Annotated in this window: 18 protein-coding genes; 5 read left to right on the forward strand and 13 right to left on the reverse strand. The window is 60.5% G+C overall.

All coding sequences use genetic code 11. The annotated features are described in order from the left end of the window. Positions 1 to 803: 803 nt before the first annotated feature. From RLEG4DRAFT_RS59235 to RLEG4DRAFT_RS59250, 4 genes are all read right to left on the reverse strand, one after another. Entirely contained in the window at positions 804 to 2,126 is a 1,323-nt protein-coding gene (locus tag RLEG4DRAFT_RS59235) for an McrC family protein (RefSeq protein ID WP_003574513.1), read from the reverse strand. Then, positions 2,126 to 4,918, reverse strand: coding sequence for an AAA family ATPase (locus RLEG4DRAFT_RS59240; protein ID WP_003574511.1), 2,793 nt, complete (start codon positions 4,916 to 4,918; stop codon positions 2,126 to 2,128). Before RLEG4DRAFT_RS59240 ends, RLEG4DRAFT_RS59235 begins: the two co-directional genes overlap by 1 nt. Beyond that, positions 4,915 to 8,202 carry a TM0106 family RecB-like putative nuclease gene (locus RLEG4DRAFT_RS59245; RefSeq protein WP_003574509.1) on the reverse strand — a complete coding sequence of 1,096 codons (3,288 nt, stop codon included), beginning with the start codon at positions 8,200 to 8,202 and terminating at the stop codon, positions 4,915 to 4,917. Before RLEG4DRAFT_RS59245 ends, RLEG4DRAFT_RS59240 begins: the two co-directional genes overlap by 4 nt. A gap of 149 nt (positions 8,203 to 8,351) precedes the next feature. After that, positions 8,352 to 8,621 carry a hypothetical protein gene (locus tag RLEG4DRAFT_RS59250; protein ID WP_003574508.1) on the reverse strand — a complete coding sequence of 90 codons (270 nt, stop codon included), beginning with the start codon at positions 8,619 to 8,621 and terminating at the stop codon, positions 8,352 to 8,354. A 133-nt stretch (positions 8,622 to 8,754) separates the two neighbouring features. Between RLEG4DRAFT_RS59250 and RLEG4DRAFT_RS59255 the strand changes: the two genes are divergently transcribed. Next, positions 8,755 to 9,732: a helix-turn-helix transcriptional regulator gene (locus tag RLEG4DRAFT_RS59255; protein ID WP_003574506.1), complete on the forward strand. Its 978-nt coding sequence runs from the start codon at positions 8,755 to 8,757 to the stop codon at positions 9,730 to 9,732. A 1,021-nt stretch (positions 9,733 to 10,753) separates the two neighbouring features. On the opposite strand, the gene RLEG4DRAFT_RS59260 is transcribed toward RLEG4DRAFT_RS59255, so the two are convergent. Continuing rightward, complete coding sequence (locus RLEG4DRAFT_RS59260; RefSeq protein ID WP_003574504.1) at positions 10,754 to 11,503, reverse strand: SDR family NAD(P)-dependent oxidoreductase; 750 nt, start codon at positions 11,501 to 11,503, stop codon at positions 10,754 to 10,756. Positions 11,504 to 11,562: 59 nt separating this feature from the next. Here RLEG4DRAFT_RS59260 and RLEG4DRAFT_RS59265 point away from each other — a divergent pair, with 59 nt between their 5' ends. After that, the gene (locus tag RLEG4DRAFT_RS59265) at positions 11,563 to 12,498 is read left to right on the forward strand and encodes a LysR family transcriptional regulator (protein ID WP_171898162.1); all 936 of its coding nucleotides are present in this window, start codon (positions 11,563 to 11,565) and stop codon (positions 12,496 to 12,498) included. Positions 12,499 to 12,530: 32 nt separating this feature from the next. On the opposite strand, the gene RLEG4DRAFT_RS59270 is transcribed toward RLEG4DRAFT_RS59265, so the two are convergent. From RLEG4DRAFT_RS59270 to RLEG4DRAFT_RS59300, 7 genes are all read right to left on the reverse strand, one after another. Beyond that, a complete protein-coding gene (locus tag RLEG4DRAFT_RS59270; RefSeq protein WP_003574501.1) occupies positions 12,531 to 13,226 on the reverse strand; it encodes a response regulator transcription factor in 696 nt (231 codons plus the stop codon). 1 nt (position 13,227) lies between these two features. Beyond that, the gene (locus RLEG4DRAFT_RS59275; protein WP_003574499.1) at positions 13,228 to 13,605 is read right to left on the reverse strand and encodes a response regulator; all 378 of its coding nucleotides are present in this window, start codon (positions 13,603 to 13,605) and stop codon (positions 13,228 to 13,230) included. A 2-nt stretch (positions 13,606 to 13,607) separates the two neighbouring features. Further along, the gene (locus RLEG4DRAFT_RS59280) at positions 13,608 to 14,249 is read right to left on the reverse strand and encodes a response regulator transcription factor (RefSeq protein ID WP_003574497.1); all 642 of its coding nucleotides are present in this window, start codon (positions 14,247 to 14,249) and stop codon (positions 13,608 to 13,610) included. Then, the gene (locus RLEG4DRAFT_RS59285) at positions 14,246 to 17,923 is read right to left on the reverse strand and encodes a PAS domain-containing protein (protein ID WP_003574495.1); all 3,678 of its coding nucleotides are present in this window, start codon (positions 17,921 to 17,923) and stop codon (positions 14,246 to 14,248) included. Before RLEG4DRAFT_RS59285 ends, RLEG4DRAFT_RS59280 begins: the two co-directional genes overlap by 4 nt. Before the next feature lie 216 nt (positions 17,924 to 18,139). Then, a complete protein-coding gene (locus tag RLEG4DRAFT_RS59290) occupies positions 18,140 to 19,000 on the reverse strand; it encodes an SDR family oxidoreductase (protein ID WP_003574493.1) in 861 nt (286 codons plus the stop codon). Positions 19,001 to 19,119: 119 nt separating this feature from the next. Next, on the reverse strand, positions 19,120 to 20,100 hold the full coding sequence (locus tag RLEG4DRAFT_RS59295) for an alpha/beta fold hydrolase (protein ID WP_003574491.1): 981 nt from the start codon (positions 20,098 to 20,100) through the stop codon (positions 19,120 to 19,122). Positions 20,101 to 20,331: 231 nt separating this feature from the next. Then, on the reverse strand, positions 20,332 to 21,117 hold the full coding sequence (locus RLEG4DRAFT_RS59300) for an alpha/beta fold hydrolase (RefSeq protein WP_003574490.1): 786 nt from the start codon (positions 21,115 to 21,117) through the stop codon (positions 20,332 to 20,334). Positions 21,118 to 21,390: 273 nt separating this feature from the next. On the opposite strand from RLEG4DRAFT_RS59300, the gene RLEG4DRAFT_RS59305 reads away from it, so the two are divergent. Both RLEG4DRAFT_RS59305 and RLEG4DRAFT_RS59310 read left to right on the forward strand, forming a co-directional pair. Next, entirely contained in the window at positions 21,391 to 21,846 is a 456-nt protein-coding gene (locus tag RLEG4DRAFT_RS59305; RefSeq protein ID WP_003574488.1) for a carboxymuconolactone decarboxylase family protein, read from the forward strand. Between the two features lie 367 nt (positions 21,847 to 22,213). Continuing rightward, positions 22,214 to 23,125: an MBL fold metallo-hydrolase gene (locus tag RLEG4DRAFT_RS59310; protein WP_245277924.1), complete on the forward strand. Its 912-nt coding sequence runs from the start codon at positions 22,214 to 22,216 to the stop codon at positions 23,123 to 23,125. On the opposite strand, the gene RLEG4DRAFT_RS59315 is transcribed toward RLEG4DRAFT_RS59310, so the two are convergent. After that, complete coding sequence (locus RLEG4DRAFT_RS59315) at positions 23,119 to 23,304, reverse strand: hypothetical protein (RefSeq protein ID WP_141651642.1); 186 nt, start codon at positions 23,302 to 23,304, stop codon at positions 23,119 to 23,121. The genes RLEG4DRAFT_RS59310 and RLEG4DRAFT_RS59315 overlap by 7 nt on opposite strands. Here RLEG4DRAFT_RS59315 and RLEG4DRAFT_RS59320 point away from each other — a divergent pair. After that, a complete protein-coding gene (locus tag RLEG4DRAFT_RS59320) occupies positions 23,288 to 24,040 on the forward strand; it encodes an SDR family oxidoreductase (RefSeq protein ID WP_003574485.1) in 753 nt (250 codons plus the stop codon). The genes RLEG4DRAFT_RS59315 and RLEG4DRAFT_RS59320 overlap by 17 nt on opposite strands. The last annotated feature ends 50 nt before the right edge of the window (positions 24,041 to 24,090 follow it).

The following is a 24,090-nucleotide window of genomic DNA, read 5'->3' on the forward strand; positions in this document are numbered from 1 at the left end:
GTCGCGACCGCCCCTGATATACATCACAGAGGGCATGTGCGCCGGAGTTCTTGGCGCGGTGGTAACCAGTCGCAAAGCAATATCCGCCCAATGCAGCATCTCTCCCCCATAGTACACAGTACTTCGATGCCAAAAGATAACGCGACGGGCTGGGGACTCTAAAGGCGGGCTTGCAACCGGAGGGTTGAGTGGACATCCGCTTTCGATCCGGCAGGCACCATGTGCTCAAGATCTGCGTTGAGGGCGCGAAGCTGCCGGGCGCTATGGCCGCCTGACCGCAAACTTGAGGTCCGCACGCGGAAATTATTACCGCTCCACCGTCCTGTTGACTGATGCCCAAAGCCAGGGCACAAATGTGACATCCACGGTCGCTCGCGATGAGAAAAGAGAGGGGATTTCAAGGCTTTTCCGCTAAGCCTTTGAAATCATGTGAGAATCCAAGGTCCCAGGCAGACTATTTTGGGACCTTCATATCCCACCTTTTGATCGCTAATTTTCCTGACAAAGATCATAGTTTTTACAGCTAGTTACCTACAATTCGTGGCAAATCGTTGTGTGATTTCCCAAGATCGAAAACGCTATCCGCCGCCGCACGAAAGCTGGCTGGGACCAGACCGTGCACTCTTGGCCACAAAGCGTAGGATAGCGGCCGTTCGGTCAAGTAGGGAATGCGGCGGCTCCCGCCCCTGCAGAAACGGGAGGGTTCTGTAGTCGGATCAAGAAACGCCTTTCGCCAAGCGGTTTGGCGGATGACGCAGGTCTGACGAAGACTCTCCAGATTTCCGTTCCGTCGAGCTGTTGTTTTACGAAAGAGACCAGAGATGTTCCCCATTTTTGGGAACAATCATTTTCTTTAAGCGTGCTGCGATATCGTCGTCAGTGCCGAGTGCCACATCGATGCTCACAGTTTCAAGTGTCGTCGCCTGTCCGGAAATCCAGAACTGCCCTTGGATGCCATCGCCCCCCAAAAGCCCGGTGTGGTGGGGGTAAAGCAGCGTCAAGCGAGGTGCCTTATAGAGATGGGCGTAGGCCATCATCTGGTAAATATCGGATTGGGAAACGCCCTGTTTGGGATCATCGATCCGGCAAGATATCCGCTTCCACTTGGTGTCGATCACCTGAACAACCTGATCGCCGCGGCGGATCAGGATGTCAGGTTTGGTCTGAAAAACCTGACGGCCACTATCTTGCGCCGTGAGGCAGTACTCTCGACCACCTTGCAGACTAACACGGTACTCTGTCCCGGCCATCGCGCGCGCGACCAGTCGCCCGACGTACTCTTCGAAAAGCGTGTTCATTTCGAAAAGAAGCGCAGTTCCTTGTCCGGCACCGGAGTTCGTCGTCTGGAATTGGTTGCGTAGGAACATCCGCGCCATCTCGAACAGATCCTGCCAACCGCGATTGGTCCGTTCGATCACGACCTCGCCCCAACGCAGAGCGGGCACCGGAACAGTCGAAATGTCGGCGTAGACAAATCCCAGTTCCCGAATTCGTTGAAGGTTACCGATGCTACGCGACAGCCTGGAAAGATGTGCAAGTGCGGCCTTCATGATGCGGTTCAAGGCGATGTCGGTCGACAGCTCTTCAAATCGGCATGCAAGGCGGCCGGGGTTCACCGCATGGCGGGTGAACTGGCGAGGCACGTCGAGCGTGCCACGCAGTGCGGGCAAGTCGTCCTCGTGGCCAATATATCGCCGAGGCATGCCGCGACGCACGGCTTCTGTCAGCTTGTCACAAAATATCCGGATCAGGATTTCGAGAAGCGTTTCGTGCTGCCACTCCAGATCCGACAAGAGCCCAATCTCGATCTTCATGTCCAGCGCGACGGCGAGCATGTGGACAAGACGCTTGCGGATTTCGCTCCGCTCTTCGATCGAGCCGTCTGCGGCGGGCACGTCGATCTTTGGAAGGATCTCCAGGCTGCAATCTTCAGCGGCGACGACACCCACAACGCCGCGGGCCCGCAATTCATCCCGACGGTCCTCCAGCACGCCACGTTCGCCCCGTCCGGCAAAGGTCGACGCCTTGGCGACCGCGGCCAAACGATCCGCCATCAAGTCCGGGATGCAACCGGGCCCGTCACCGCGTGGGAGCGACCGGTATTCCAGCACGCTGAAGGCGGCCATCAGACTTCGAACTTTGTGAAATCAAAGCCGCCATTCTTGTCACCTTGGACCTCTGACCGGACGCGCCATCGATACCGCGCGCCGGAGAACGTGTCGGTGTCCAGCCCGGCTGGAGCAGTGATGACTTCTCGCACCAGGAACCGTGGACTGTCTTGCGCCGCATCGCCCAGAACTGCGGCAACCTTCGACCAGTCCTCGTAAAAGTACTCGGCCAGCAAGGGGATCACCTTGTATCGCATCACCGACGCGATCTTGGCGCGAGTGTCGCAGCCGGTGAAATAGGCATGCCCGATTTGGTGTTCGCGATCGAACAGATACTCGATCCGTTCATTGATCGTGCGCAAAAGCTTCCGCAGGTCGATCCCTTCTACGTCAGCCCGCAGCACATCGGGATCCGGCATCAGCTCGCGGAAGGTGAACCGGCGGCGGAGTGCGGTGTCCAGAAGCGCGATCGACCTGTCGGCCGTGTTCATCGTGGCGATGATGTGAAGGTTGGACGGAACACCGAAGCGCTTCTTTGAATAGGGCAAGGTCAGCCGGATTTCATTCGCCGTGCCAAGCCGTTTGTCGGGCTCCAGAAGCGTGATCAGTTCCCCGAATACCTTCGAAATGTTGGCCCGGTTCACCTCGTCGATGATGAGGACGTGGGGACGTGGATTGGCCGGCGCCTCGGAGCCGAGGACTTGGGACTCCAGAGCCGGCCAGTCGATCAGGTCCCGCTCGAGCGGATAGATCGGATGAAACGAGGTAAAGGGTGTCTCGTAGAACGTGGATCGATCGATCCCTGCTGGATGGGTCCATATCCATTCCACCGGCCGCGCGTGCCTCGCCGCCGCACCCTCCGACGATGGTGTGAACTTGTAGTCGCCGGCGAAGCGTCCGAATGCAACCACCCTGTTTCGACCAACCGTGAGAATGACATAGGCCCCATCTGCCGCGCCCGATCGCACCAGCCACGTTCCATAGACCGTAGCATGATTGCCCTTGACCGAAGCATCATCGACCTTCCGGCGTTGCTTGATCGCCTCCCAATCCTCGTATTCCGGGGCGGACCAATCCGTATCGCCCCCGAAGCCCCAAGCAATTTCCTTCTCGTCGATGGCCCGCTGCAGATCCGCCCGCCAATCCTCGCCGGTGAGGCCGATGCGATAGATCCGGCGCGTCCGGTCTAGCCCACCAGCCCCGGCGTCGCCGCGATCGTCTGCGGCTCGTTCGCTTATGCGTTTGAAAATGCCGGCCTGTGGCTCCAGCCGGAACCCCGAGGAAACTTCTTCTTCCAGCGGCGCCTCGGGATCAGGCGATCGACCCGTCGTTGGTCTCAGGCCCTCGACGAATTCCTCATAGGACATCGACTGATGGAACGTGACGAACTCGATGCGTCCGCTGTCCACGAGGCGGCGGTACTCGGCCATCAGCGCGTCGCGTTTGTCATTGCCTAGGAAGGGTTTTGCTTCCGTGTCGCCCAAGCAAAGCCGGACAGCCTCCCAGGCTGTTTGGTACGTCTTACCCGTACCAGGCGGGCCGTAAAGGATGAGATTGGTAGCGGGCGTCTGGGCGGAGTAATCAGGGCTCATGCTGGACTGCCCTTTCGAGGGGGTGAGTTGATAGGTCAGTATGGTCGCCGAACTTTCATCGACCCCGGTCTGTGTTGGCTTGGGGACTCTCGCCAGTTCCTGAAACGCCTCGCTACGCAAGGCGGACCAAACATTGCGATAGTGATGGGTAGGGAATAGTTTTTCCGACACATCTCCAACGCGCACAGCCACTTTCGCATCGCCCCTCTCACGGGCGGGCTCAATGAAATAGTTCAATGCGACAAGCCGTGCGCGATCTGCACCTTTTATGAGATAATCCTTGTCTGGTGGAACAACAGGCTTGTCGTCTTGATCAACGATGATGAAGCCTGAGTTGTGGAGCGCCGCTGCCGAGTAGGTGGGACCACCCCATCCGCCTGAACTGCCTTTGGTTCCGTTCGCGCAGAAATGAACCGGTTTTGACGGATAAACTCGGTTAGGCCGCAGTCTGGTTGACCTTACCCAATAGTCCCGCGGCTCACCGAAAGCCTCGAATACGTCCGCATTCGCCCCGCTGCTTCGATAGGAGTCATAAGCATCCATTGCAGCTTCAATCGCGTCGCGCCCCATGGGTTCAGGTTCTAAAGCTTCCTCTTTTCTGACAACCTCGTACCCCAGTCGCTCAAGCGTGCTGAAAGCCTGTGTTTCACCGAAACCATGGAAGAACTCCTTAGCCGATAGCGCACGGCCATTGGGCAAATGCGCAAGAGATCCCGCGACAGTTGCCTTGGCGGGATAGGTCTGCTCCCCGACGCTTCCTTTGACCCAAACTTGCGGACGGACGAATCCAGCTCTCGAAAGGAAGCCATTCAGGCCCAATCGGTCGCAATCGAGCATCGCTGCATCGATTTCCTTCCTGGTCAGGAGGTCGAGTAATGCCTGTTGCGATTCAGAACCAGCAGTCACTGCGCCGTCCAAGCCGTCGTTCTTCCAATGGCTGCCGTTGCTGTTGCCGTCGATGACGACCCCAGCAGCGGCGCTTTTGCTGGAAAAGACATGGTCCTTGGCAAATCGAAAGAGTGCCGGATTGTCATCAGGCACCAAGATGCCTGAAGCAACCAGCCGATCACGCTCAGGGCGATTGCGCTTCTCCTTGGGCGTACCCTCACGCATGGTGGTCGATCCGACACGAACCAGAAACTGCGTGCTGGAAAGCTCCTTGCCGTATGCCAAGGCCTGCTCCTTCCTGATAACCAGCCAGCCATCATTGTCAATCATGCACTTCCCTCTCCGAAAGGTATCATCTGCAACGCGCACAGCGTATTCACCAGCCGCATCTGCTCGACGGTATCGCACTTCGCCTCGCGCAGACGCGGCGCGCCAAAGACCAGCGTCAATCCTTTCGCGCGGGACACGGCCACGTTGATCCGGTTCAACGAAAATAGAAACTCCGTCCCACGCGCAGTTTCGTCGGCCGACGATGCAGTCATAGAGACAAGGCAGACCGGCGCCTCCTGTCCCTGGAACTTGTCTACCGTGCCGACACGGATAGCTTCCGGCAGCGCGTCACGCAACGCGTTGACCTGCGTGTTATAGGGAGCGACGACGATGATGTCGCTTGCGCGCATCGGGCGCGTGGTGCCGTCCTTGCCGGTCCATGTGCCCTTCAGCAGATCGGTCGTGGCAGCGGAGATGGCCGCGACCTCCTCGGACGCAATCTGCGCGTTCCCTTCGTGGGGCACCGGCACCCAGAACGCGCCGGCCGCGGGGAAGCTTGTGCCTCGAACGGCCTGGAGTGCGGTGTCGGGATGGCTTTCCAGTCTCCCCTCGTAGACCTGATCCGAGACGAAGCGGCAGACATCCGGGTGCATCCGGCGTGAGACGGGCAGGAAGATGCCCCGGTCCGACGGCACGGTAGCGTGGTCGCCCAACATCCAGTCGAGGCAGGAGAGGTTCGCGGGTTCCGGGTGCGCGCCTTGAATAACCTGCGGCAGTTGACGTGGGTCACCCACCAGCACGATGTTGCGCGCCGCCCGGCCCATCGCTGCCATGTTCGCGAGACCGACCTGTCCGGCCTCGTCCACGAAGAGGCAGTCGAAAGCCTGCACGTTCTCGTCGCGGGCAAAAAACCAAGCGGTGGCACCGACCACATGTCTGCCAGCAGCAGCATCTCCATTACTGTTAGTGCGACGAACGAGGCAATTGTCGGGGTAGCTATCCTCCTCGGCTGAGGTCTTGTGGACGAGATCTAGCGTGATCGGCAGATCCTCGTCTTCCAGGGCGCTGAGACAGCCCATCAGCACGTTGCGGATCGCCTCATGGCTGTTCGAGGTGACGCCAACGCGCGCGCCCTTTTTCACCAGCGACAGGATCGCTCGGGCGGTGACATAGGTTTTGCCGGTCCCTGGTGGTCCTTGGATCGGCAGCACGGTGCCGTCCATCGCGCCCACAGCGGCGATGATGCCCGCAACCGGATCGGCAACGGGCTGCAACGGGCCGGTGGTGAGGCGGGGAACCGCACGGGACAGCAGGTCATCGACAGCACGATAGGCGCGCGGGCCGCACTGATCGGCGATCACGTCGCGCAAAGCCGTGGCGATCACCTTGGTGTCCACTGGCCAATCAGGATGCAACGTCAGCCGGTCAGTCAGAAGATGATCCTTGCCCGGCCCGGCCTTAACCGTGATTTGCCTCGTCCTGCGATCTATCTCCTCAATACTGACCGAGACGGGCGGGCCGTCGACGACCGGCACGGTGGCGCTCTTTCCGCCGCGCAACTTGGTCTCCTGCGGCGGAAAGCGGTAGCTCCGCGCGAAGGAACGCTTGACAGGCGTCACTGGGCCGATCGTCACAAGCCCCGCAAGCGCGTCGAGGTCGTCGATCAGATCTTCCTCATCTTTGGTCGCTGAATCGAACACCGCCCATTGCGCGGGCTTGGCCTCGCGCCTGTGGAACAGGCCGAGGTTGAATAGCATCGCCTGCCGATCCTCGGGCAAACCCGCTGTCGCAAGAGTGGCGCGCAACTCTTGCGTCTCAGCGTCCTCCTCGGTCTCTTTCGGTCCTGCGTCCTGGCCAGGCTGCGGCCAAGGGCCCGGCGGCCGGATGCTCACCAACCAGTCGCGCAATTCTTCGGTCGAGATACAGTCGATGCGGTTGTAATCCTCGATCTCATTCAGGATGTGCTGGTCGCTCGTCTCGCGCCAATTCTCGTAAGCGACAACCGACCCGCCCGCCGTCTTGACCTCGCCCTCACGCTTGCGGTCGTAAAACGCCTCCATCGACTTGATGGAATAGTTCTGCTCTGATCCGATAAGTCCGCCCCGCACCACGGCGAATAGGTTAACAAAGCGCCGCTCGCGCAGCAGGCGATCGAGGAGGGCCTCGCCGATCCCGTATTTCGCAGTCAGTCGCCGAAGCGCGGTAATCTCATAAGCAGCGTAGTGGTAGATTCGGGCCTGCGGGTATTCCTCCAACCGCGCGCGGAAGAAGGTCAGAAGATCCTCCAGCGCCCGTGCCTCAGCGGCGTGATCATGCGCCCAAAAGGCCCGAAACTGCCCGTCGTGCCAGATACCGTGCAGATACTCGAGCCCACCGTCAAAATGCGGGTCGCCCTCTATGTCATAGAAAAGATCGCCTGACTGCGGCTCAGGCAGCAAGTCAAAGCCCTTGCCCGGCTCCGGGGCGCGCAATTCGAAGGTTGGTCCGCCCGACTTTCTGGCCTGCTGCAACCGGGCTTGCGTCACTAGACGAAGGCGGGTTCCTTCGGCCATGCCTCGCACGGGTTGGTCGAGTCCAGCCAGTGCCTCCATTGTCGCAGTGCCCGCAGCCTCCAGCTTCTTCACCTGCCCACGGTTGATGTTGGCGACATTGAACAGGCTGTCCTCGGCCTGCCAAACGCTTTCACAATGACCCGCCCAACGACAAAGGCCGCAATCGGCGCAAGGGATGGGCCGTGTCGGTTGCGGGTCAGCCACGAACCTCTCAAGCCGCGCCCGTGCGGCCCGTGCGTAATGGGCGTAGTCAGTGAGCCGCAGCATGGCGCGTTCGCCGCTGCCCAATTCGACATATGCGAATTCTGGCGCCACACCCTGAATCTCGATCAACAGGTCAGAATAGAGGACGAGTTGCAGCACATGCTTTGGATGCGGTCGACGTTTCAGCTTGGTGTCTGCCACCTCGTAGCTAAAAGGACCAAGCGTCGAAGGGCGATCCACCCGCATCAGGAAATCCGACCATCCGCCCCAGTTGCCTGACAGGAACGCTCCCTGGAACAAGACCTCGGCCCCTTGCGCCAACGCATCTCGAGTGGCATCGGCATCCGCGGCCAGATCACCACGCGGGATCTCGACCACCGCCCGGCCCGAGACTTTAAGCCTTTCCAAGTGCGCTGCTTCGTGTGCATCGCCCTGTTTTTGCAGCAGGGCCGCATCTTCGCTGTCTTCACCAGGTTCCGGCCCCTCGCCGCGCAGCCGCATCAGGTCGAGTGTAGTCGCATGAGCGCAACCCATGAACCGCATCAGGTCGGTCGCCGAAAAAAAGATAGTGCCGCCAATGTCTCTCATGGTCGCCCTACAATCTCGAATAAGAGCAACCCGAAGAAGAATCGTCTCGCCAGATCGCAGCTTCTTAAATAAACGCCATGGGTGTCAATTCGCGTCAGACACCGCAATTGATTGAATTGATGCGCAGTGCCCGAAAAAGCTTTCTCTTGTCAGCCGGCGGGCGCCCGCACGATCCGCAGGCTTTTCGCCGCGATCAGCGATCCAGGTTTGCCTTTCGAGCTCATGCGAAGAGCAAAGCCACGCTCGATTAGCACCGCCGCCTCCTCCAGCGTCTTCACATAGGTCGCATTGTCGGCATGATGCCGGTGCTTGCCATGCGCCGGGTCGGCGAGCTGATAGCCTTTTGAAGTGACGGACGGTTCCTCCACCGCGCCGCTGCGAGAGGAAATCCGTTCGATCCTAATGACACTTCCGCGCATTGCTTTTCCTTTCAGTGCTCTCGTACGCCTGCCGCGCCACTTGTCATGTAACTCATCTGGCAATCGGCTCGACAGGACGCAGAAACATTTCTAGCTTACGGGGGTGACAAATTCTGGCAGGCTGACGGTGCGCATGTCTTCTTTTTCAAAGGCACAGGATCTAATACGCCTCGCGCAGATGGCAGCGGCGCGGCGGGGCGGCATCGGCCTCGAAGATATCTGTGCGGAGTTTGGTGTGTCCCATCGCACAGCCCAGCGCATGACCGAAGCACTTGAGGGAACCTTCGGCAACGTGGAGGCAGAGGATGGGCCAGACCGTAAACGGCGCTGGCGGCTAGTCGATCCCGGCCTCGCCCGGCTTCAACTGCGGTATGAAACTGGCATTGAAGCGTTGGAGATCGCTGCTCGCACTGCCGAGGCTGAGGGTCGACTACGCCACTCCCGCGCGCTGGACGACCTGCGTGAGGGAATGTTAGCGCGGGTTCCGGCGCGAGCACGGGTCGAAGCCGACGCCGAGGCGGTTCTAACGGCCATGGGCCAGGTAATGCGACCTGGCCCACGAGTTCGCTTGGCCCCAGACATCCTCGATGCGATCATTGAAGCTCTTCGCGGCCCCTTCCGCCTGCGGGTGCGCTACAATCAGGATGGCGCGACACGTATCCTGGAACCACATGGGGTGCTGCTGGGCCACCGGACCTACCTTGCTGCTCGCGATCCGGCCAAAGCGGACGAGGTGCGCAACTTCCGCATCGACCTCATTCACGAGGCACAAACCCTGAACGAAAGCTTCACGCTGCAAGAAGGGTTCACTATCGGAGACTACGCCGCGCAGGCCTTTGGTGTCTGGCAGGATCCAGAACAATTCGGAGAGGTCATCTGGCGATTTGCACCGGAGGCTGCTGAGCGCGCTGCCGGCTTCCGTTTCCACCCCCGGCAGGTGCTGGATCGCCAGGATGACGGGAGCCTTTTGGTCCGGTTCAAGGCATCGGGATGGCTCGAGATGACGTGGCATCTCTATCAATGGGGCGACAAGGTTGAGGTGATCGCGCCCAAGGGACTGAAGACCCTAGTTAATGGCTATCAAAGGTCGGATTTCAAAGCCTTGCCATGATCGGGTTCCGAGCAGGGACCTCAAAGCAGAATATTTCAGGCCGCATTTCCAATGCCCCGTTCGCGGTTGCCGTCGCGCGCCGCGAAGCTGGAAGGTCGCGTGGATGGTCGCACACAGAGACAACGTCTGTTTCTCGAGATGAAACATCGCATGGCAACGACAGATATGGGACGCAAGGGGACAAACGCGCGGTGATCGTTAGAGGGAAAGTTGGGACCTCAAAAGCGGAAATAATTGCCGCTCCTCCCCTCCGGTTGGGCACAAGGGTGGCATCCACGGTCGCTCGCGACGGAAAAACAGAGGGAATTTCAGGGTTTTTTCGCTAAGCTGTTGAAATCATGTGAGAATCCAAGGTCCCCAGGCAAGCCATTTTTTGGACCTATTCCCTCTTTCAGTAGTTTCCATTCCCCACCAGAAAAAGGTGGCAATTATTGCCGCTCGCCCGATCCTGTTGACTGATGCCCAAACCCAGGGCACAAAGGTGGCATCCACGGTCGCTCGCGACGGAAAAGCAGAGGGAATTTCAAGGCTATCTTGTTAAGCCATTGAAATCATGTGAGAATCCAGGTTCCCCAGGCAGGCACAATTTACGCCTGTACCGCCTCATTCTGATCTTATGATCGTCTCCAGAAATCCTGCAGGTTTTACAGCTACATGTTACCTTTTCCGCGCCGCTAGCCGCAGCTTCGCGCTACTCCGATTTCGCAATCTACGATCGCACTAGAATTAGCTGGGGACCCGGTTCCCTAAAACACGATCTTCCGCTTCGCGCCAAGAACTGTCATCCGCAAGCCGGTCGACGCAGGCTCGTTTCGACCCACGACTGCCATTCACGAATGACTATCGCAATTTCCGGTGATGGCGCGCAACCAGACGTTCTCCCCGGAGAACGATTGGTGCGCTCCACCTCGGTCGCCGGCACGGCTTCAGCGATCGGACGGTATCGTTCACTCGCTCTCGGCGCGCGTCGCACGGTCGCACTGTGATCTTGCGGGCGCGCGGATTAGGTGTATCGAGCCTTTCAAGCCAGGGTCATGCCGCCGTCGGCATGAAGTTCGATCCCGTTGACAAAGCTGCCCGCCTCGGAGGCGAGAAAGAGCGCGGCCCGCGCCAGCTCCTCCGGCCGCCCCATCCGCCCTGCCGGGATGAGCGATGCCATGTGATCCTCAAATGCGGGGCGTTCGGCCTCCGACACGCCGAGCTTGCCAAGAATTTCCGTCTCGATCGGCCCCGGACTAAGTATGTTGACGCGGATGCGGCGTGCCTTGAATTCGATCGCCCAATTCTTAGCGAAGGCGGCGACGGCGGCCTTCGAGCCGGCGTAAACCGCGTGGTCCGGCAGGACCTTTGTTGCCGCCAGCGAGCTCGTGACGATGACGCTGCCGCCATCGCGGATCAGCGGTGCGATCGTCTGCACACCGAAAAACACACCGCGCGTGTTGATGGCGAAATGGCGATCATAGTCTTCCGGTGTCACATTGCGGGACGCAGTGAGATTGATGACGCCGGCATTGGCAATATAGATATCGAGGCCACCAAAATGGTTCTCTACCATGTCCACCACCTTGTGGTGATGTTCGAGGTCGGCGACGTCGCCCACGATACCAATGGCATGACGCCCGATGTCGCGCACCGCTTGGTCGACGACATCCTGCCGCCGGCCGGTGATGATGACCCTCGCGCCTTCTTCGGCGAAAAGCTTGGCAGTCGCCCTGCCGATACCGCTATTGCCGCCGGTAATAACGGCGACCTTGTCTTTGAGGTGCTGCATTGGTTATCTCCTTTCAACTGTGGTTGAGATAAACGATGGGCACCCTCAGCCGTTAGATCATGAACGGGCACATGATTTGTGCCGCGGAGTCGCGAATGCCGAATCTACTGAACGAGACGTCTGGATTGATGGCCTTCGTGCGGACGGTACAGGCCGGCTCCTTCAGCGCCGCGGCGCGCGCGCTCGACACCACGCCATCGGCAGTGTCGAAGAGTGTGGCGAGGCTTGAAAAGAAGGTCGGTGCGCGCCTCTTCCTGCGCTCCACCCGCGCACTGACGTTAACGCAGGATGGTCAGATTTTCTTCGAGCGCGTCGCACCGCTCCTGCAGGATCTGGATTCCAGCGACGAGGTGATCGGGTCCGATGCCGCGCTCTCCGGCCGCCTGCGCGTCAGCATGCCGAGCGAATTGGCGCCCCTGCTGCTACCGCGGCTGTTTACGGGCTTTGCCGCGGACAATCCGGACCTGCATCTCGATATTGGCCTTACGGACCGATTCGTTGACCTGATCCGCGAGGACTACGACGTCGTGCTGCGCGCCGGCAATCCGACGCAGGGCGATCTCATGGTCCGCCATCTGGCCGACCTGCCGCTGGCAATCGTCGCATCTCCGGCTTTTCTTGAGACCTCGGGCAATCCCCCGCTGCCTGTCGAACATCTGGCAACCGTGCCTTTTGCCCGCTACGCGCTCGGCGGTTTAGTCCAGCCTATACGCCTGGCGGACGGCAGCAGCTTTGTTCCCACGGGTCGCGTCTATTGCGATTCAGGCGCCGCGCTCATCCAGGCGGCGCTCGCAGGGGTGGGTGCCGCCTATCTGCTGCGGTGCCTAGTGGCGAAGGAGTTACAAGCTGGTGCGCTTGTAAGTCTTGCATCGGAGATCGCGCTTCCAAGCCTGCCGTTCAATGCACTGCATGCCTTCGGCCGCACCGTGCCATTGCGCGTCAAACTGTTCTGCGACTTCATCGCAGGCGAGGCAAAGGCCATCGAGATGATGTGAGCACAACGCATTCCCCGGCCGGATCTATCCCGTCAGAACGAGGCGCCACCGGCCTCGCGCGTTGCGATGGGCAGCGTCTCCCAGGCCCTGATCAACTCGCCGATCGACCCGGCCTCCATCTTGCGCATGACATTGGCGCGGTGCAGCTTGACCGTGACCTCGCTTATCCCGAGGTCGAAGGCGATCTGCTTGTTGAGCCGCCCCCGCGCCACTTCGCGCAGGATCTCGCGCTCGCGGTGCGTCAGCGTCTCCAGGCGCTCGATGTTGCGCCTGACGATCAAAGCGTTGGCGCGTCGCGCCGCGTCGAGCGCGATGCCGGCTATCACAGCGTCGAGCAGCGTCTGGTCGCGCACCGGCTTGGTAAGAAAATCGACGGCGCCCGCCTTCATCGCCTGCACGGTCATCGGAATGTCGCCATGTCCAGTCAGGAAGATGATCGGCTTCGCATTGCCGCTCTCCGCCAGATGATGCTGCAGGTGAAGGCCGCTCGCCCCCGGCATGCGCACGTCGAGGATCAGGCAGCCGGGGCGGTCCAGTATGTCGGCGTCGAGCACTTCACGGATCGAGGCGAAGCTCATGGGCCGCAGGCCCGCTGAGAGGATCAGCTCCGACAAGGCCTCGCGAACGGCCGCATCGTCATCGACGATGACGACGATTGGCTCACTTGTGTCATTCTCATGCTGCCGCGACCGCGGTGCCGATCTGCGGAGCGGCTGGTCAATTCTCATGTCACCCTCCATTTCTCGATGTCTGCAAAGCTTCCCCTATCGCAATGAGCAAGGCAGGCGCATCGAAAGGCTTGCGGAAAAAGCCGCTGATGCCCCGCGCGCGGCCCTGGTCGGCGATCTCGTGGCGGCCGGTGACCAGGAATACCGGTAGTTCCGGACGCGCCTTGTTGACGATGTCACGAAGCTCAAAGCCGTTCGTGCCCGGCATGCCAATATCGGTGATCAACAGGTCCAGGTTCGACAGGCCGTGGGTCAGCAGATGCTCAGCCGAGCGGAAACAGCAAGCTGCATAGCCGGCGGATTCCAACAGCTCCTCCAGCGACTCGAGCAGCCGCGGGTCGTCATCGACTATCGCGACGATCGGTCTTGTCTTCTCCATGCTCAATTTCCTCCCGCCCGGCGTGAATGAGTGATCGGTATTCCCAATCGTTCCGCTATGCGCACGAGGTCGGCGAGCGATGCCGCCGCCATTTTTTGCATCACATTCCTCCGATGGATTTGCAGCGTCACTTCGCTGATTCCGAGTTCCGATGCCGCCTGCTTGTTGAGCAGGCCGCTGACCACGAGCGGCAGCACGTCGCGTTCGCGTGGCGTCAGTTCGAGATAGCGCTGTTTCAACAGGCTCAGCTCAGCCCGTTCCGATCGCCTTTTCCGATCCTCGGAAATCGCCGTATGCACCGCGGCTATAAGATCCGTGTCGCTGAACGGTTTGGTGAGAAAATCCACGGCACCGTGCTTGATCGCCCGCACCGAGGAGGGGATGTCGCCGTGGCCCGTTATGAAGACGATCGGCGGATGATCGCCCTCGGCGATCTGCCGCTGCAGTTCGAGGCCGTTGATATCGGGCAATCCAACGTCGAGTATCAGGCAGGCAGGTAGATCCGGCTTCTCGGTGTCCACATAGTCGCCCGCCGAACCGAACGCGATGGCACGCATGCCGTGGGTCTCCAGGAGCCCGCCGAGCGCCTCCCTGATGCGTTCGTCATCGTCGACGATAAAAACAACATGGTCATCCGTTGTCATGGCGCCGCTTTCCCCACGGGCGGTAAGGTGAAAATGAACCGCGCGCCATGCGGTTCATTTTTCTCGGCCCATAAACGCCCGCCATGCGCCTCGACGATCGAACGGCAGATGGCGAGACCCATGCCCATTCCGTTCTCTTTCGTCGTGAAGAAAGGTTCGAAGATCTGATCCGGGAACTCGATGCCGTTTCCCCGGTCACCTATTTCGGTCTGTACTTCACTGCCCACCCGGCGGGCGCGCACGTCGATAGCTTTTTCCCCTGCGACAGCGTCCATTGCCTCCATACCATTGCGGATGAGATTGACCAGAACCTGCTGGATCTGGACGCGGTCGACCGCGATAGGCGGAAGCTTGCCTTCCACGTCGATGTCGATCCGGATGCGACGGCGCAAAGCCTCTCCTGCCACCAGATTACACGCCTCGGCGATAACGCCGGAGAGCGACAGGCTGATCCTGTTCTCCACGGATTGCTTGAACAGCGCCCGGATACGGCTAACGACTTCCGCCGCCGAATTGGCATCGCGGATGACCCGTTCGGTCGTGATCTTGGCGCGCTCGAAATTGACGGGCTCAGCCGATAGCCAGCGGTAGCACGCGTGCGAATTGGCGACGATCGCCGCAAGAGGCTGGTTCACCTCATGTGCGATAGACGCGGAAAGCTCCGCAAGGCTCGCCGCCTGGCTGGCGCGCGCCAGCCTCTCGTGCGCCAGGCGCAGCTCTTCCTGCATCTGCACCTCGCCATCGATATCCAGGCAGATGACGTTCCACTGCACGATGGTGCCGTCGTTGTCGCGCATCGGGGCTGCTCGCGTCTCGACCCAGCGATATTCGCCATCGAAACGGCGCAAGCGGTGCCTGCGTGCGTAGGGCTCGCCGCTCGAGAGGCAACGAGCGTACTGTTCCTTGACCCCCGCAAGATCCTCTGGGTGGACTCCGGCGTCGAGGGTGCCATTCAGCCGTGATTTCTTCGCGCCGTCCAAGTCTTCCAGTTCGTAGCCAAGGAATTCCCGGAGTTGCTGGCTGCGATAGACCGGCTCGCCGTTCGGCGCGGCGCAATCGATCATTGCCGGCAGCGTCTCCACCAATTGCCAAAGAAAGCGTTCTCTTTCTCGTAACGCCTCCTGCGCGAGCATCTCATCTTCGATATCGATCGAGATCATATACCATTGTACGATCGCACCATCGGTATCGAGCAGAGGCTGCGCGCGAGCTTCAATCCACCGATAGGTTCCGTCCTTGGTGCGCCGACGAAATCGGTTTACGAAAGGCTGGCCGGTCGCAAAGCCATTAATTGCTCTCTGAAACATGGTCGGAAAGTCTTCCGGGTGAGCCAAATCTCGCGCCAGCGCATCGAAATTCTCGATGTCGGGTGTCGGCAAACCGACATTGTCCAGATATCGTCTGCTCGCATAGGTCATCTTGCGCGATGGAGCAAAGCTCAGGATATTGATCGGCAGGGTGTCGATCATCTGCTCCAATTGCCGCTTGCTGCTCTTCAGCGCTTCCTCGGCCTTCTTGCGTTCGGTGATGTCGATGAAGCCGACTAGGCTCTTGTCTGCGATGGCGCCAGGGCGGGCGGTTGCGAAAACGACGTCCATGACGCTGCCGTCCATTCGCGCCACCTTGGTTTCCTCTTGAAAGACCTCCTCGCCGCGATAACGCGACTCTATGGAACGGCGGATGGTGGCGAGGCCTGGCTGCCAATAGCGAGTGATAGGACCCCGCATCTCCTCCTGGTCATTAGCCCCAAACATTTCCGTCAAGTGGCGGTTGGCCTCTTCGATTTCGAGGGTCTCAAGGGCGCGCGCCAGAAAGTCGGGATGCTTATCGATATAGACTTCGAGGTCCGTGACACCCTCGGCCCGCAACTCCTTGAACAACGGAACCAGTTTTCCGGCATCCACCTGGGCGAGCCCGATGGGCATATAGTGAAACACATCGCGATAGCGGCGCTCGCTTTGTTGCAAAGCCTCTTGCGCGATCACGAGATCGTGGATATCGACGCTGACGCCGTACCACTGCAGGATGGCGCCGGTATCGTCCCGCAACGGCTCTGCGCGCGTCTCGGTCCAACGATAGGTGCCGTCGGTCCGGTGCTGACGATATCTTTGGATGTAAGGATCGCCTGTGCGGAACGAATGCTGGATGGCCTGCCGGGCCGCGTCGGCATCCTCCGGATGAATGACACTGAGCGATGGCGACCCATCAGGCGCTGTAATATCCGCCAGGCTGGCCCCTGTTACATCTCTGAACCGTTTGTTGATGTAGGATGGCATTCCATCCGAGGTTGTCGCCCAAATTAGAGCGGGCACCGCGTCGATGAGCTGCTGGAGCTTTCGTTCGCTCTGTTGCAGTGCTTCCAGCGCCTGCACCTCGTCATCGATGTCGATCGAGATCGCAAACCATTGTACGATCTTCCCGCATTCGTCTCGCAATGGTTCCCCCCGGCCATCAACCCAGCGATAGACGCCGTCCGCGCGGCGCATGCGATACTTCATCGAGTATGGTTCGCCTGTCGAGACAGCATGGCGCACCGCCTGCAGTAGACCGGACGCATCATCTGGGTGAACCAGGGTCTCAATGTTTGCCGCCAACTGGCTTGTGCCTGGCCTCTTCAACTGTTGCAGGTCAAACCCGAAAAAATCCACCAGGCGCTTGTTGAAGAAGGTAGGCTCGCCTTCGGGCGTCAGCCGTCTGATGTGGACTGGGACCATGTTCACGATCTGCGAGAGCTCTCGCTCGCGGTCGCGCAGGGCCTCCACGCTCTGGCGTAATGTCAGCAACGCGAGCTGGTGCTGCCGGGATATGGCGGCCACGACCAGGGCCGAAAATGCCGAGATCGCCAGGAAGAGTTGCAACATAATCTGGTTGTGGCGCTGGCTCTCGGCATTTCCGGCGAACTGGCTGGCGCCGGATATCGTGAAGATCGCAGTTATCAGCGCGAGGAGGGCAAGAGTAACGGCAGCCCCCTTGAATTCGAAGCGCACCGCGGCCCAAAGCAGCGGCGGCATGATAATATAGGCGAAGGGCAGGTAGCCGCCGAGCGAAAGGGCAGCGACGCCGAGAAGGATAAGTCCTACGACGCACGCTTCAATCCATCGCGCAGCCGATAGCTCGGCCTTGCTGTTCCAGTTCTGGATCACGACCAACGCGAGCGGCCCGACGATCAGGACGCCAGTGGCATCCCCGATCCACCAGAGCGGCCAGGCCCCTGAGAAGGTTTGTGAAAATATGCCGAACCAAACAAGCGTCGCACTTCCGATCGTCGCGCTCACCACCGGGGCAACTCCGGCACCCAACGCGATGAATACCAGAACTTCCCGCAGGGTTTCCAGCCGAACCGGCCGACCCAAAACCCGGTTTACGAGCCACGCGCCGACCATGGCTTCGAGCGCGTTGCCGGCATAAATCAGGACGGCGGCGGGCAGCGGGCTGTGGAACCACAGGACATTGCCGAACAGCTCGCCGAGGCAGCCGACCAGCACCCACCACGGCCAGCTCTGCTTGGGTGCGAGCATAAGGGTTGCAATGAAAAGCCCGCTCGGAGGCCATATGGAAATGCCTGTTCCGGGTACGATTGCAAGTGCCTGTGCGAAGCCACAACCCAGGACATAGGCCGCAAAAAACAGACCAAGGCGCATGAGTTGGGGGCGGTACGACCAGACGCGCGTCATCGGCGGCTCCTGCAGGGACATAAAGCTTGGGGGGCGCCAGCATATCGAGTGGCTAGTCTCGATAGCAGCAGCAGCGATCCAGTGTCGTACCCTATTCGCGCCACTGCGCGGCCGCAACTTATGGAAATCCATGTATTTGCGGCGCTGCCGTCGCCGCCCTGGTGGAAAACCGTCAAGCCTCAATAGTATCCGACATCCGATTGGATGATTCCTGTTTCAGTCCAAAAGCCGCAGGGGCATGGCATCCTCGTCAAAGTCCGTCGACCGGCTGACCTCGTTCCACTGGAGCGCGGCCGTCGATCGGACCACATCATTCTGGGCAATTCGTGCCAGCGCGTCGCTTCCGAGGACGAGCTGTTCCGGCAAATCGTCGCGGCGTGAAAGATTGAAGATGACGGCGGCCACCCTGTCGGGATCGCCGGGCTCGGTGCCGGCATAGCCCTCCGTCATCTTCATGACCGCGCCGATGGTCGGTTCGTATTCCGGCAGCAGCGGGGGGACATGGCCACGGGCGACCCGTGTCCAATTCGTGCGGATGCTGCCCGGCTCAATGGCGACGGCCTTGACGCCGAACGGCTTGACTTCCTTGGCAAGCGAAGCAGTGAAGCCGCTCACCGCCCATTTCGCCGCGCTATAAGCCGTGGAACCGGGACTGCCGAAGCGCGCCGAGCTGGATGAGATGTTGATGATATGTCCCGATTTCTGCTGGCGCATTACGGGGAGCGCTGCGCGCGTCAGATTGACCACACCGTAGAAGTTGGTGTCGATCTCAGCCTTGAAATCATCTTCCGAGATCTGCTCGAAGGGGCTGAGATGCGCATTGCCGGCATTGTTGAGCAGTACGTCGAGGCGGCCGAACCGTTCCATTGCCGCTGCGACTGCGCCTTTCGATGCGGACGCGTCTGTCACATCGAGTTCGATGAGTTCCACGTGCTCTTCGTAGCGGCGCGCAAGGTCGAGAAGGCGGTCGACATTGCGGGCCGTTGCGATGAGGTTGTCGCCGCGTGTGAGCACGAGTTCGGCCGCGCTACGGCCGATCCCGCCGGCACTGCCGGTTATGAGCCAAGTCTTCGGCATGTTGGCTGACCTCTGAAACGTGATGATGGAATAAGGATCGAGGAACTGGCGCGGCAAGGCCGCGCCAGTTCAGGACGGCTCGCGGAGCCCGGCGGCTTGCTCCACGAGCCGTGGCCAGCTCAAGCCTTGAGGAAGGCGAGCAGGTCGGCGTTCACCTGGTCCTGATGCGTGGCGGTGATGCCGTGCGGCGCGCCCGGATAGTAAATCTCCTTAGCACCCTTGATCAGCCGCGCAGACTTGACGGCGGAATCCTTGATCGGAACGATCTGGTCGTCTTCGCCATGCAGGACGAGTGTCGGCACGTCGAACTTCCGCAGGTCTTCCGTGAAGTCGGTTTCGGAGAATGCCTTGACGCATTCATAGGCGTTGAGCAGGCCGGCCTGCATGCTCAAGCGCCAGAACTGGTCGAGGGTGCCTTGGGAGACACTCGAGCCCGATCGATTGGCGCCGTAGAATGGCAGGGCGAAGTCTCGGTAGAACTGTGAACGATCCTTGACGAGGCCGGCGCGGATCGCGTCGAACACCTCGATCGGCAGGCCTTCCGGATTGGCCGCCGATTTGACCATGACCGGCGGCACGGCGCCGATGAGGACGGCCTTGGCGACACGCTTCGTGCCATGCCGGCCGATATAGCGGGCAACCTCGCCGCCGCCGGTGGAGTGGCCGACCAGTGTTGCGTCCCTGATGTCCAGCGCCTCGATAACCGCGGCCAGATCGTCGGCGTATCCGTTCATGTCGTTGCCCGACGTCGGTTGGCTGGAGCGTCCATGGCCGCGGCGATCGTGCGCCACGACGCGGAAGCCGTGCTGGGCGAGGAAGAGCATCTGGCCGTCCCAGGCATCGGAATTCAGCGGCCAGCCGTGCGAGAAGGTGACGACCGGGCCGGTCCCCCAGTCCTTGTAATAGATTTCTGTGCCGTCCTTGGTGGTGATCGTGCTCATGGCTTGCTTTCCGTGATTGATGGTGGCGGGGAGAGGCTGCTTCGGAGTCTTTGCGGTGGCGATCGCGGGCAAGCTCGCTACGATGCCGGTGGCGAGGCCGCCGAGCAGAGCGTCGCGGCGTGAGACGCTGACAACCGATGGGTTTGAAATGTCGCGCATATTGTTATCCTTCACGATGATTGAAGTGCGAATGAGGGCGGTGACCGCCGACCCGGAAAACTGTTGGTGGAAAGCGTCTGCGGACTGTGGGATCGTGGCGTTGGGCGGGCGATCCCATTCTCGGTCGGTAATGGTTGCGGCAGTCCTGAAAACCGACGCCGGCCAGCGGGGTCAGGAACCGTGCATGCAATTTCGTTTGAGGAGAGACCTCCAGACCGACAATGCTGCCATTCACTTGGCGGACGCCACCTCTTCGATGAGGGCGGCGACTTCGCCGGGATGCGAGACCATGAGTGCGTGCGAGGCTCCGTCGACCACGACAGTCTTCACGGCGTGTGCCCGCTCGGCCATGAACTGCATGACCGCTGGCGGAATGTTGCGGTCGGAGGATCCGTAGATCATGTAGGAAGGCAGCTTCCTCCACGACGCGGCGCCGGAGGGCTCAGCGAGCGCGGCCTTAGTGACGGGTCGCTGCGTCGAAGCCATCAGCGCCGCCTTGTCATCTGAAACGTCGGCGGCGAACTGGAGATGAAATTTGGACGGCTGGATGTAGAGATCCTGCGTGCCATCCGGCAGCGTCACGGGCGCGAGCGCACCGGCAAGCGTGCTGCCGGGGAATTTGCCCGACAGGGTGAGGCTGGATTCGCCGGTATCCGGCATGAAACCCGCAACATAGACCAGGGCTTTCACGTTCGGATTGCCGTTCGCGGCTTCAGTGATGACCGGTCCGCCATAGGAATGGCCCACCAGGATCACTGGTCCGCTGATGGCACGGACGACGGATGCGACGGATGCGGCATCCGACGCGACGCTGCGAAGCGGGTTGGCCGCCGCGATCGCTACATAGCCATCCTTCGCCAAGCGGGTGATCACCGCGTCCCAGCTCGACGATTCAGCAAAGGCGCCATGAACGAGAACGATTGTCGGTTTGAGATCGTGATCTTGGGACTGTGCGGTGGCGACGGCCAGCGTGGCGATCGCGGCGCCAAGCGCCAAGACCTTCATAATTTTGAGCATCTGCTTTCTCCTAACGCAGCGGTTGCCTATGCCGGGAGAATGCGTGGGTCTGCGATCGCAAACCATTCTACGTGAGATGCGCCCATCCACTACTGAGGTATAGGATGAGCTGGCACAAATGACGGGAAATCTGATCGATCGGCCAGGCACTTCTACATCAGAGACCAGCCGGGCGCACCTTCTGGCCAGATGGTTGATCCGCGACGTCGGGGATAGTTCGTGATCCGGGCGATACGTCCAGCTTTCGATCGCAATCAATCAACGGAGAACAGGATGACCAAGCGTTTGAACATACTGGCCAGGACGAATGGCGGCATCGATGGCCTCGTCGCCGCCGAGGCATGGATCGCCAGAAGCTTCGATCCCAGACTGATGGAGCTCGTGAAGATGCGCGTGTCGCAGATCAACGGCTGCGCCCATTGCCTGCACATGCATCGTCAGGAAGCGCTTAAGCAGGGCGAGACGGAAGAGCGGATGCTCTTGCTGGACGCCTGGCATGAATCGCAGCTTTACACGGATCGCGAACGTGCGGCGCTCGCGTGGGCCGAGTCGCTGACCTATATCGCCGAGAGCCGCGCGCCGGATGCGGATTATGAAGCCGCTCACAGCGTCTTTTCGGAGGACGAACTTATGGCGCTGTCTATCGGTATTGCAATGATCAACGCCTGGAACCGGCTGGCGATCGGCTTTCGGCTGCAGCATCCGGCAGATCACAATCGCGCTGCTTAATCGCTGAGCAGATGCGAACGCGCCGGGCGGATCTATCCGCCCGGCAATGTCCAATCCAAAGCTTTCAATACGGTGATGCGCCATCCATGAGCAGGAAGGAGGGGCGGGACATCGTTCGACCGGCGAGTGCCCCTGTTCTTTCATGCCAGCCTCTTCGCTGCCAAGTCTCGGCCGCATCCCACCGAGAGCATGAGCTGCCCTATCCTCAGGTATGGCCTTTCCTCTCCCTTGGCCGGATCGACCGTCAAACGCGCCTCAACATAAAATCCGCTCCGTGGCTTGTGGCCGTTTCGATCACGCAAAACAGGAGCGCATCATGTCGCAGACAGAAACAAAACCTCACACGATTTCTCAGCAGGAGACAGACATGAACAACCCTCCACAGCCCGTTAAATCAGCCCCCGACGAACTGGTTCCATCGCGCTATGCGGTGCAGATCGGTGATATTGAGGTGCTGGTGATCAGCGACGGCGTGCTGCCGCTGCCGACCAAGATGCTGGGATACAATGCCGACCCGGCCGACCGCGCGGCTTGGCTGAACGAGATGTTCCTGCCGCCGGACGCTTTCGACTGGGCGCTGAACGTGGTCGTGGTGCGCAGTGGCAAGCAGACCATCCTCATTGACGCCGGCCTGGGGCTGGACCCGGAATTGAACCTTCCGCGGGCCGGGCAATTGATCAAGCGACTGGAAGCCGCCGGCATCGACCTTGGATCCGTTACCGACGTGGTACTGACTCACATGCATATGGACCACGTTGGCGGGCTGATCGTCGACGGGGTGAAGGAGCGGCTGCGTCCAGACCTCAGGATCCATGTGGCGGCGGCCGAGGTCAAATTCTGGGAGGCGCCCGATTTCTCTCATGTGTCGATGCCGCCCGGCTTCCCGGACGCGCTTCGGGCGGCCGCCAAGCAGTTCAGAAAAGAGTACGACAGCCACCTGCAATTGTTCGATGATGAGTACGAGGTGGCGCCGGGCGTGGTCGTCTCTCGCACCGGCGGCCACACACCTGGCCATAGCGTGGTCCGCGTGGCATCGGGCAAGGACCGGCTGATGTTCGCTGGCGATGCGGTATTCGCGGTCGGCTTCGATCACCCCGACTGGTTCAACGGCTTCGAACACGATCCCGAAGAAGCTGCCCGCGTCCGCGTTCGTCTTTTGCGAGAGCTGGTGGAGACCGGCGAGCTTCTGGTGGCCACTCATATGCCGTTCCCCTCCGTCGGCCATGTGGCAGCCGACGGCGATCACTTCCGTTGGGTGCCGGTCTTCTGGGACTACTGACCGCCTGGTGCAATAGAGCCGAGCCGGCGCACGGCCTTTAAAGCCAAGCCCGGCTCGGCCGAGTGGATCTGCGGAACCGGCAAGGCCGGCCCGATCCTCGACCAATCGTTCAGAAACGAATGAACAATGCGGTGCGCGAAGCGGCCGCGCATGGAGAAGCTCATGAAAATCGTCATCATCGGCGGAACCGGCCTTATCGGTTCGAAGACGGCAGATCGCCTCCGCAAACAGGGCCATGAGGTCATTGCCGCCGCCCCGAATACCGGCGTCAACACGATCACCGGCGAGGGTCTCGCTGAGGCGCTGACTGGCGCCTCCGTCGTCATCGACCTCGCAAACTCGCCTTCCTTCGAGGACAAGGCCGTGCTCGAATTCTTCGAGACCTCGGGCCGCAACCTTATGGCGGCGGAAAAGGTCGCCGGCGTGAAGCATCACATCGCCCTGTCCATCATCGGCACGGATCGCCTGCCCGAGAGCGGCTATATGCGGGCCAAGGTCGCTCAGGAAAAGATCGTCAAGGAATCCGGCATTCCCTATACGATCGTCCACTCGACCCAATTCATGGAATTCCTCGGCGGCATTGCGCAGTCCGGCACGGTCGGCGACACCACCCGCCTGTCGACGGGTTTTCTGCAGCCGATCGCTTCCGATGATGTCGCAGATTTCGTGACGGATGCGGCCCTTGCGGCGCCGATGAACGGCATCATTGAGATTTCCGGCCCAGAGCGTGCTCGGCTTTGGGATTTCGTCGCCCGTTACCTGAAGGCGATGGGCGACACCCGGAAGGTCGTGGCCGATCCGGAAGCCCAGTATTTCGGCACCAAACTGGAGGACGGCTCGCTCGTTTCCGACAACAATCCCCGTATCGGCCGCATCAATTTCGAACAATGGTTCGCGACATCCGCACGCAAATAAGGGGATGACTATGTGCCGCCACGGGCGGCGCCTCGTCCAAGCTTCGAGAA

The organism is Rhizobium leguminosarum bv. trifolii WSM2297 (assembly GCF_000271845.1).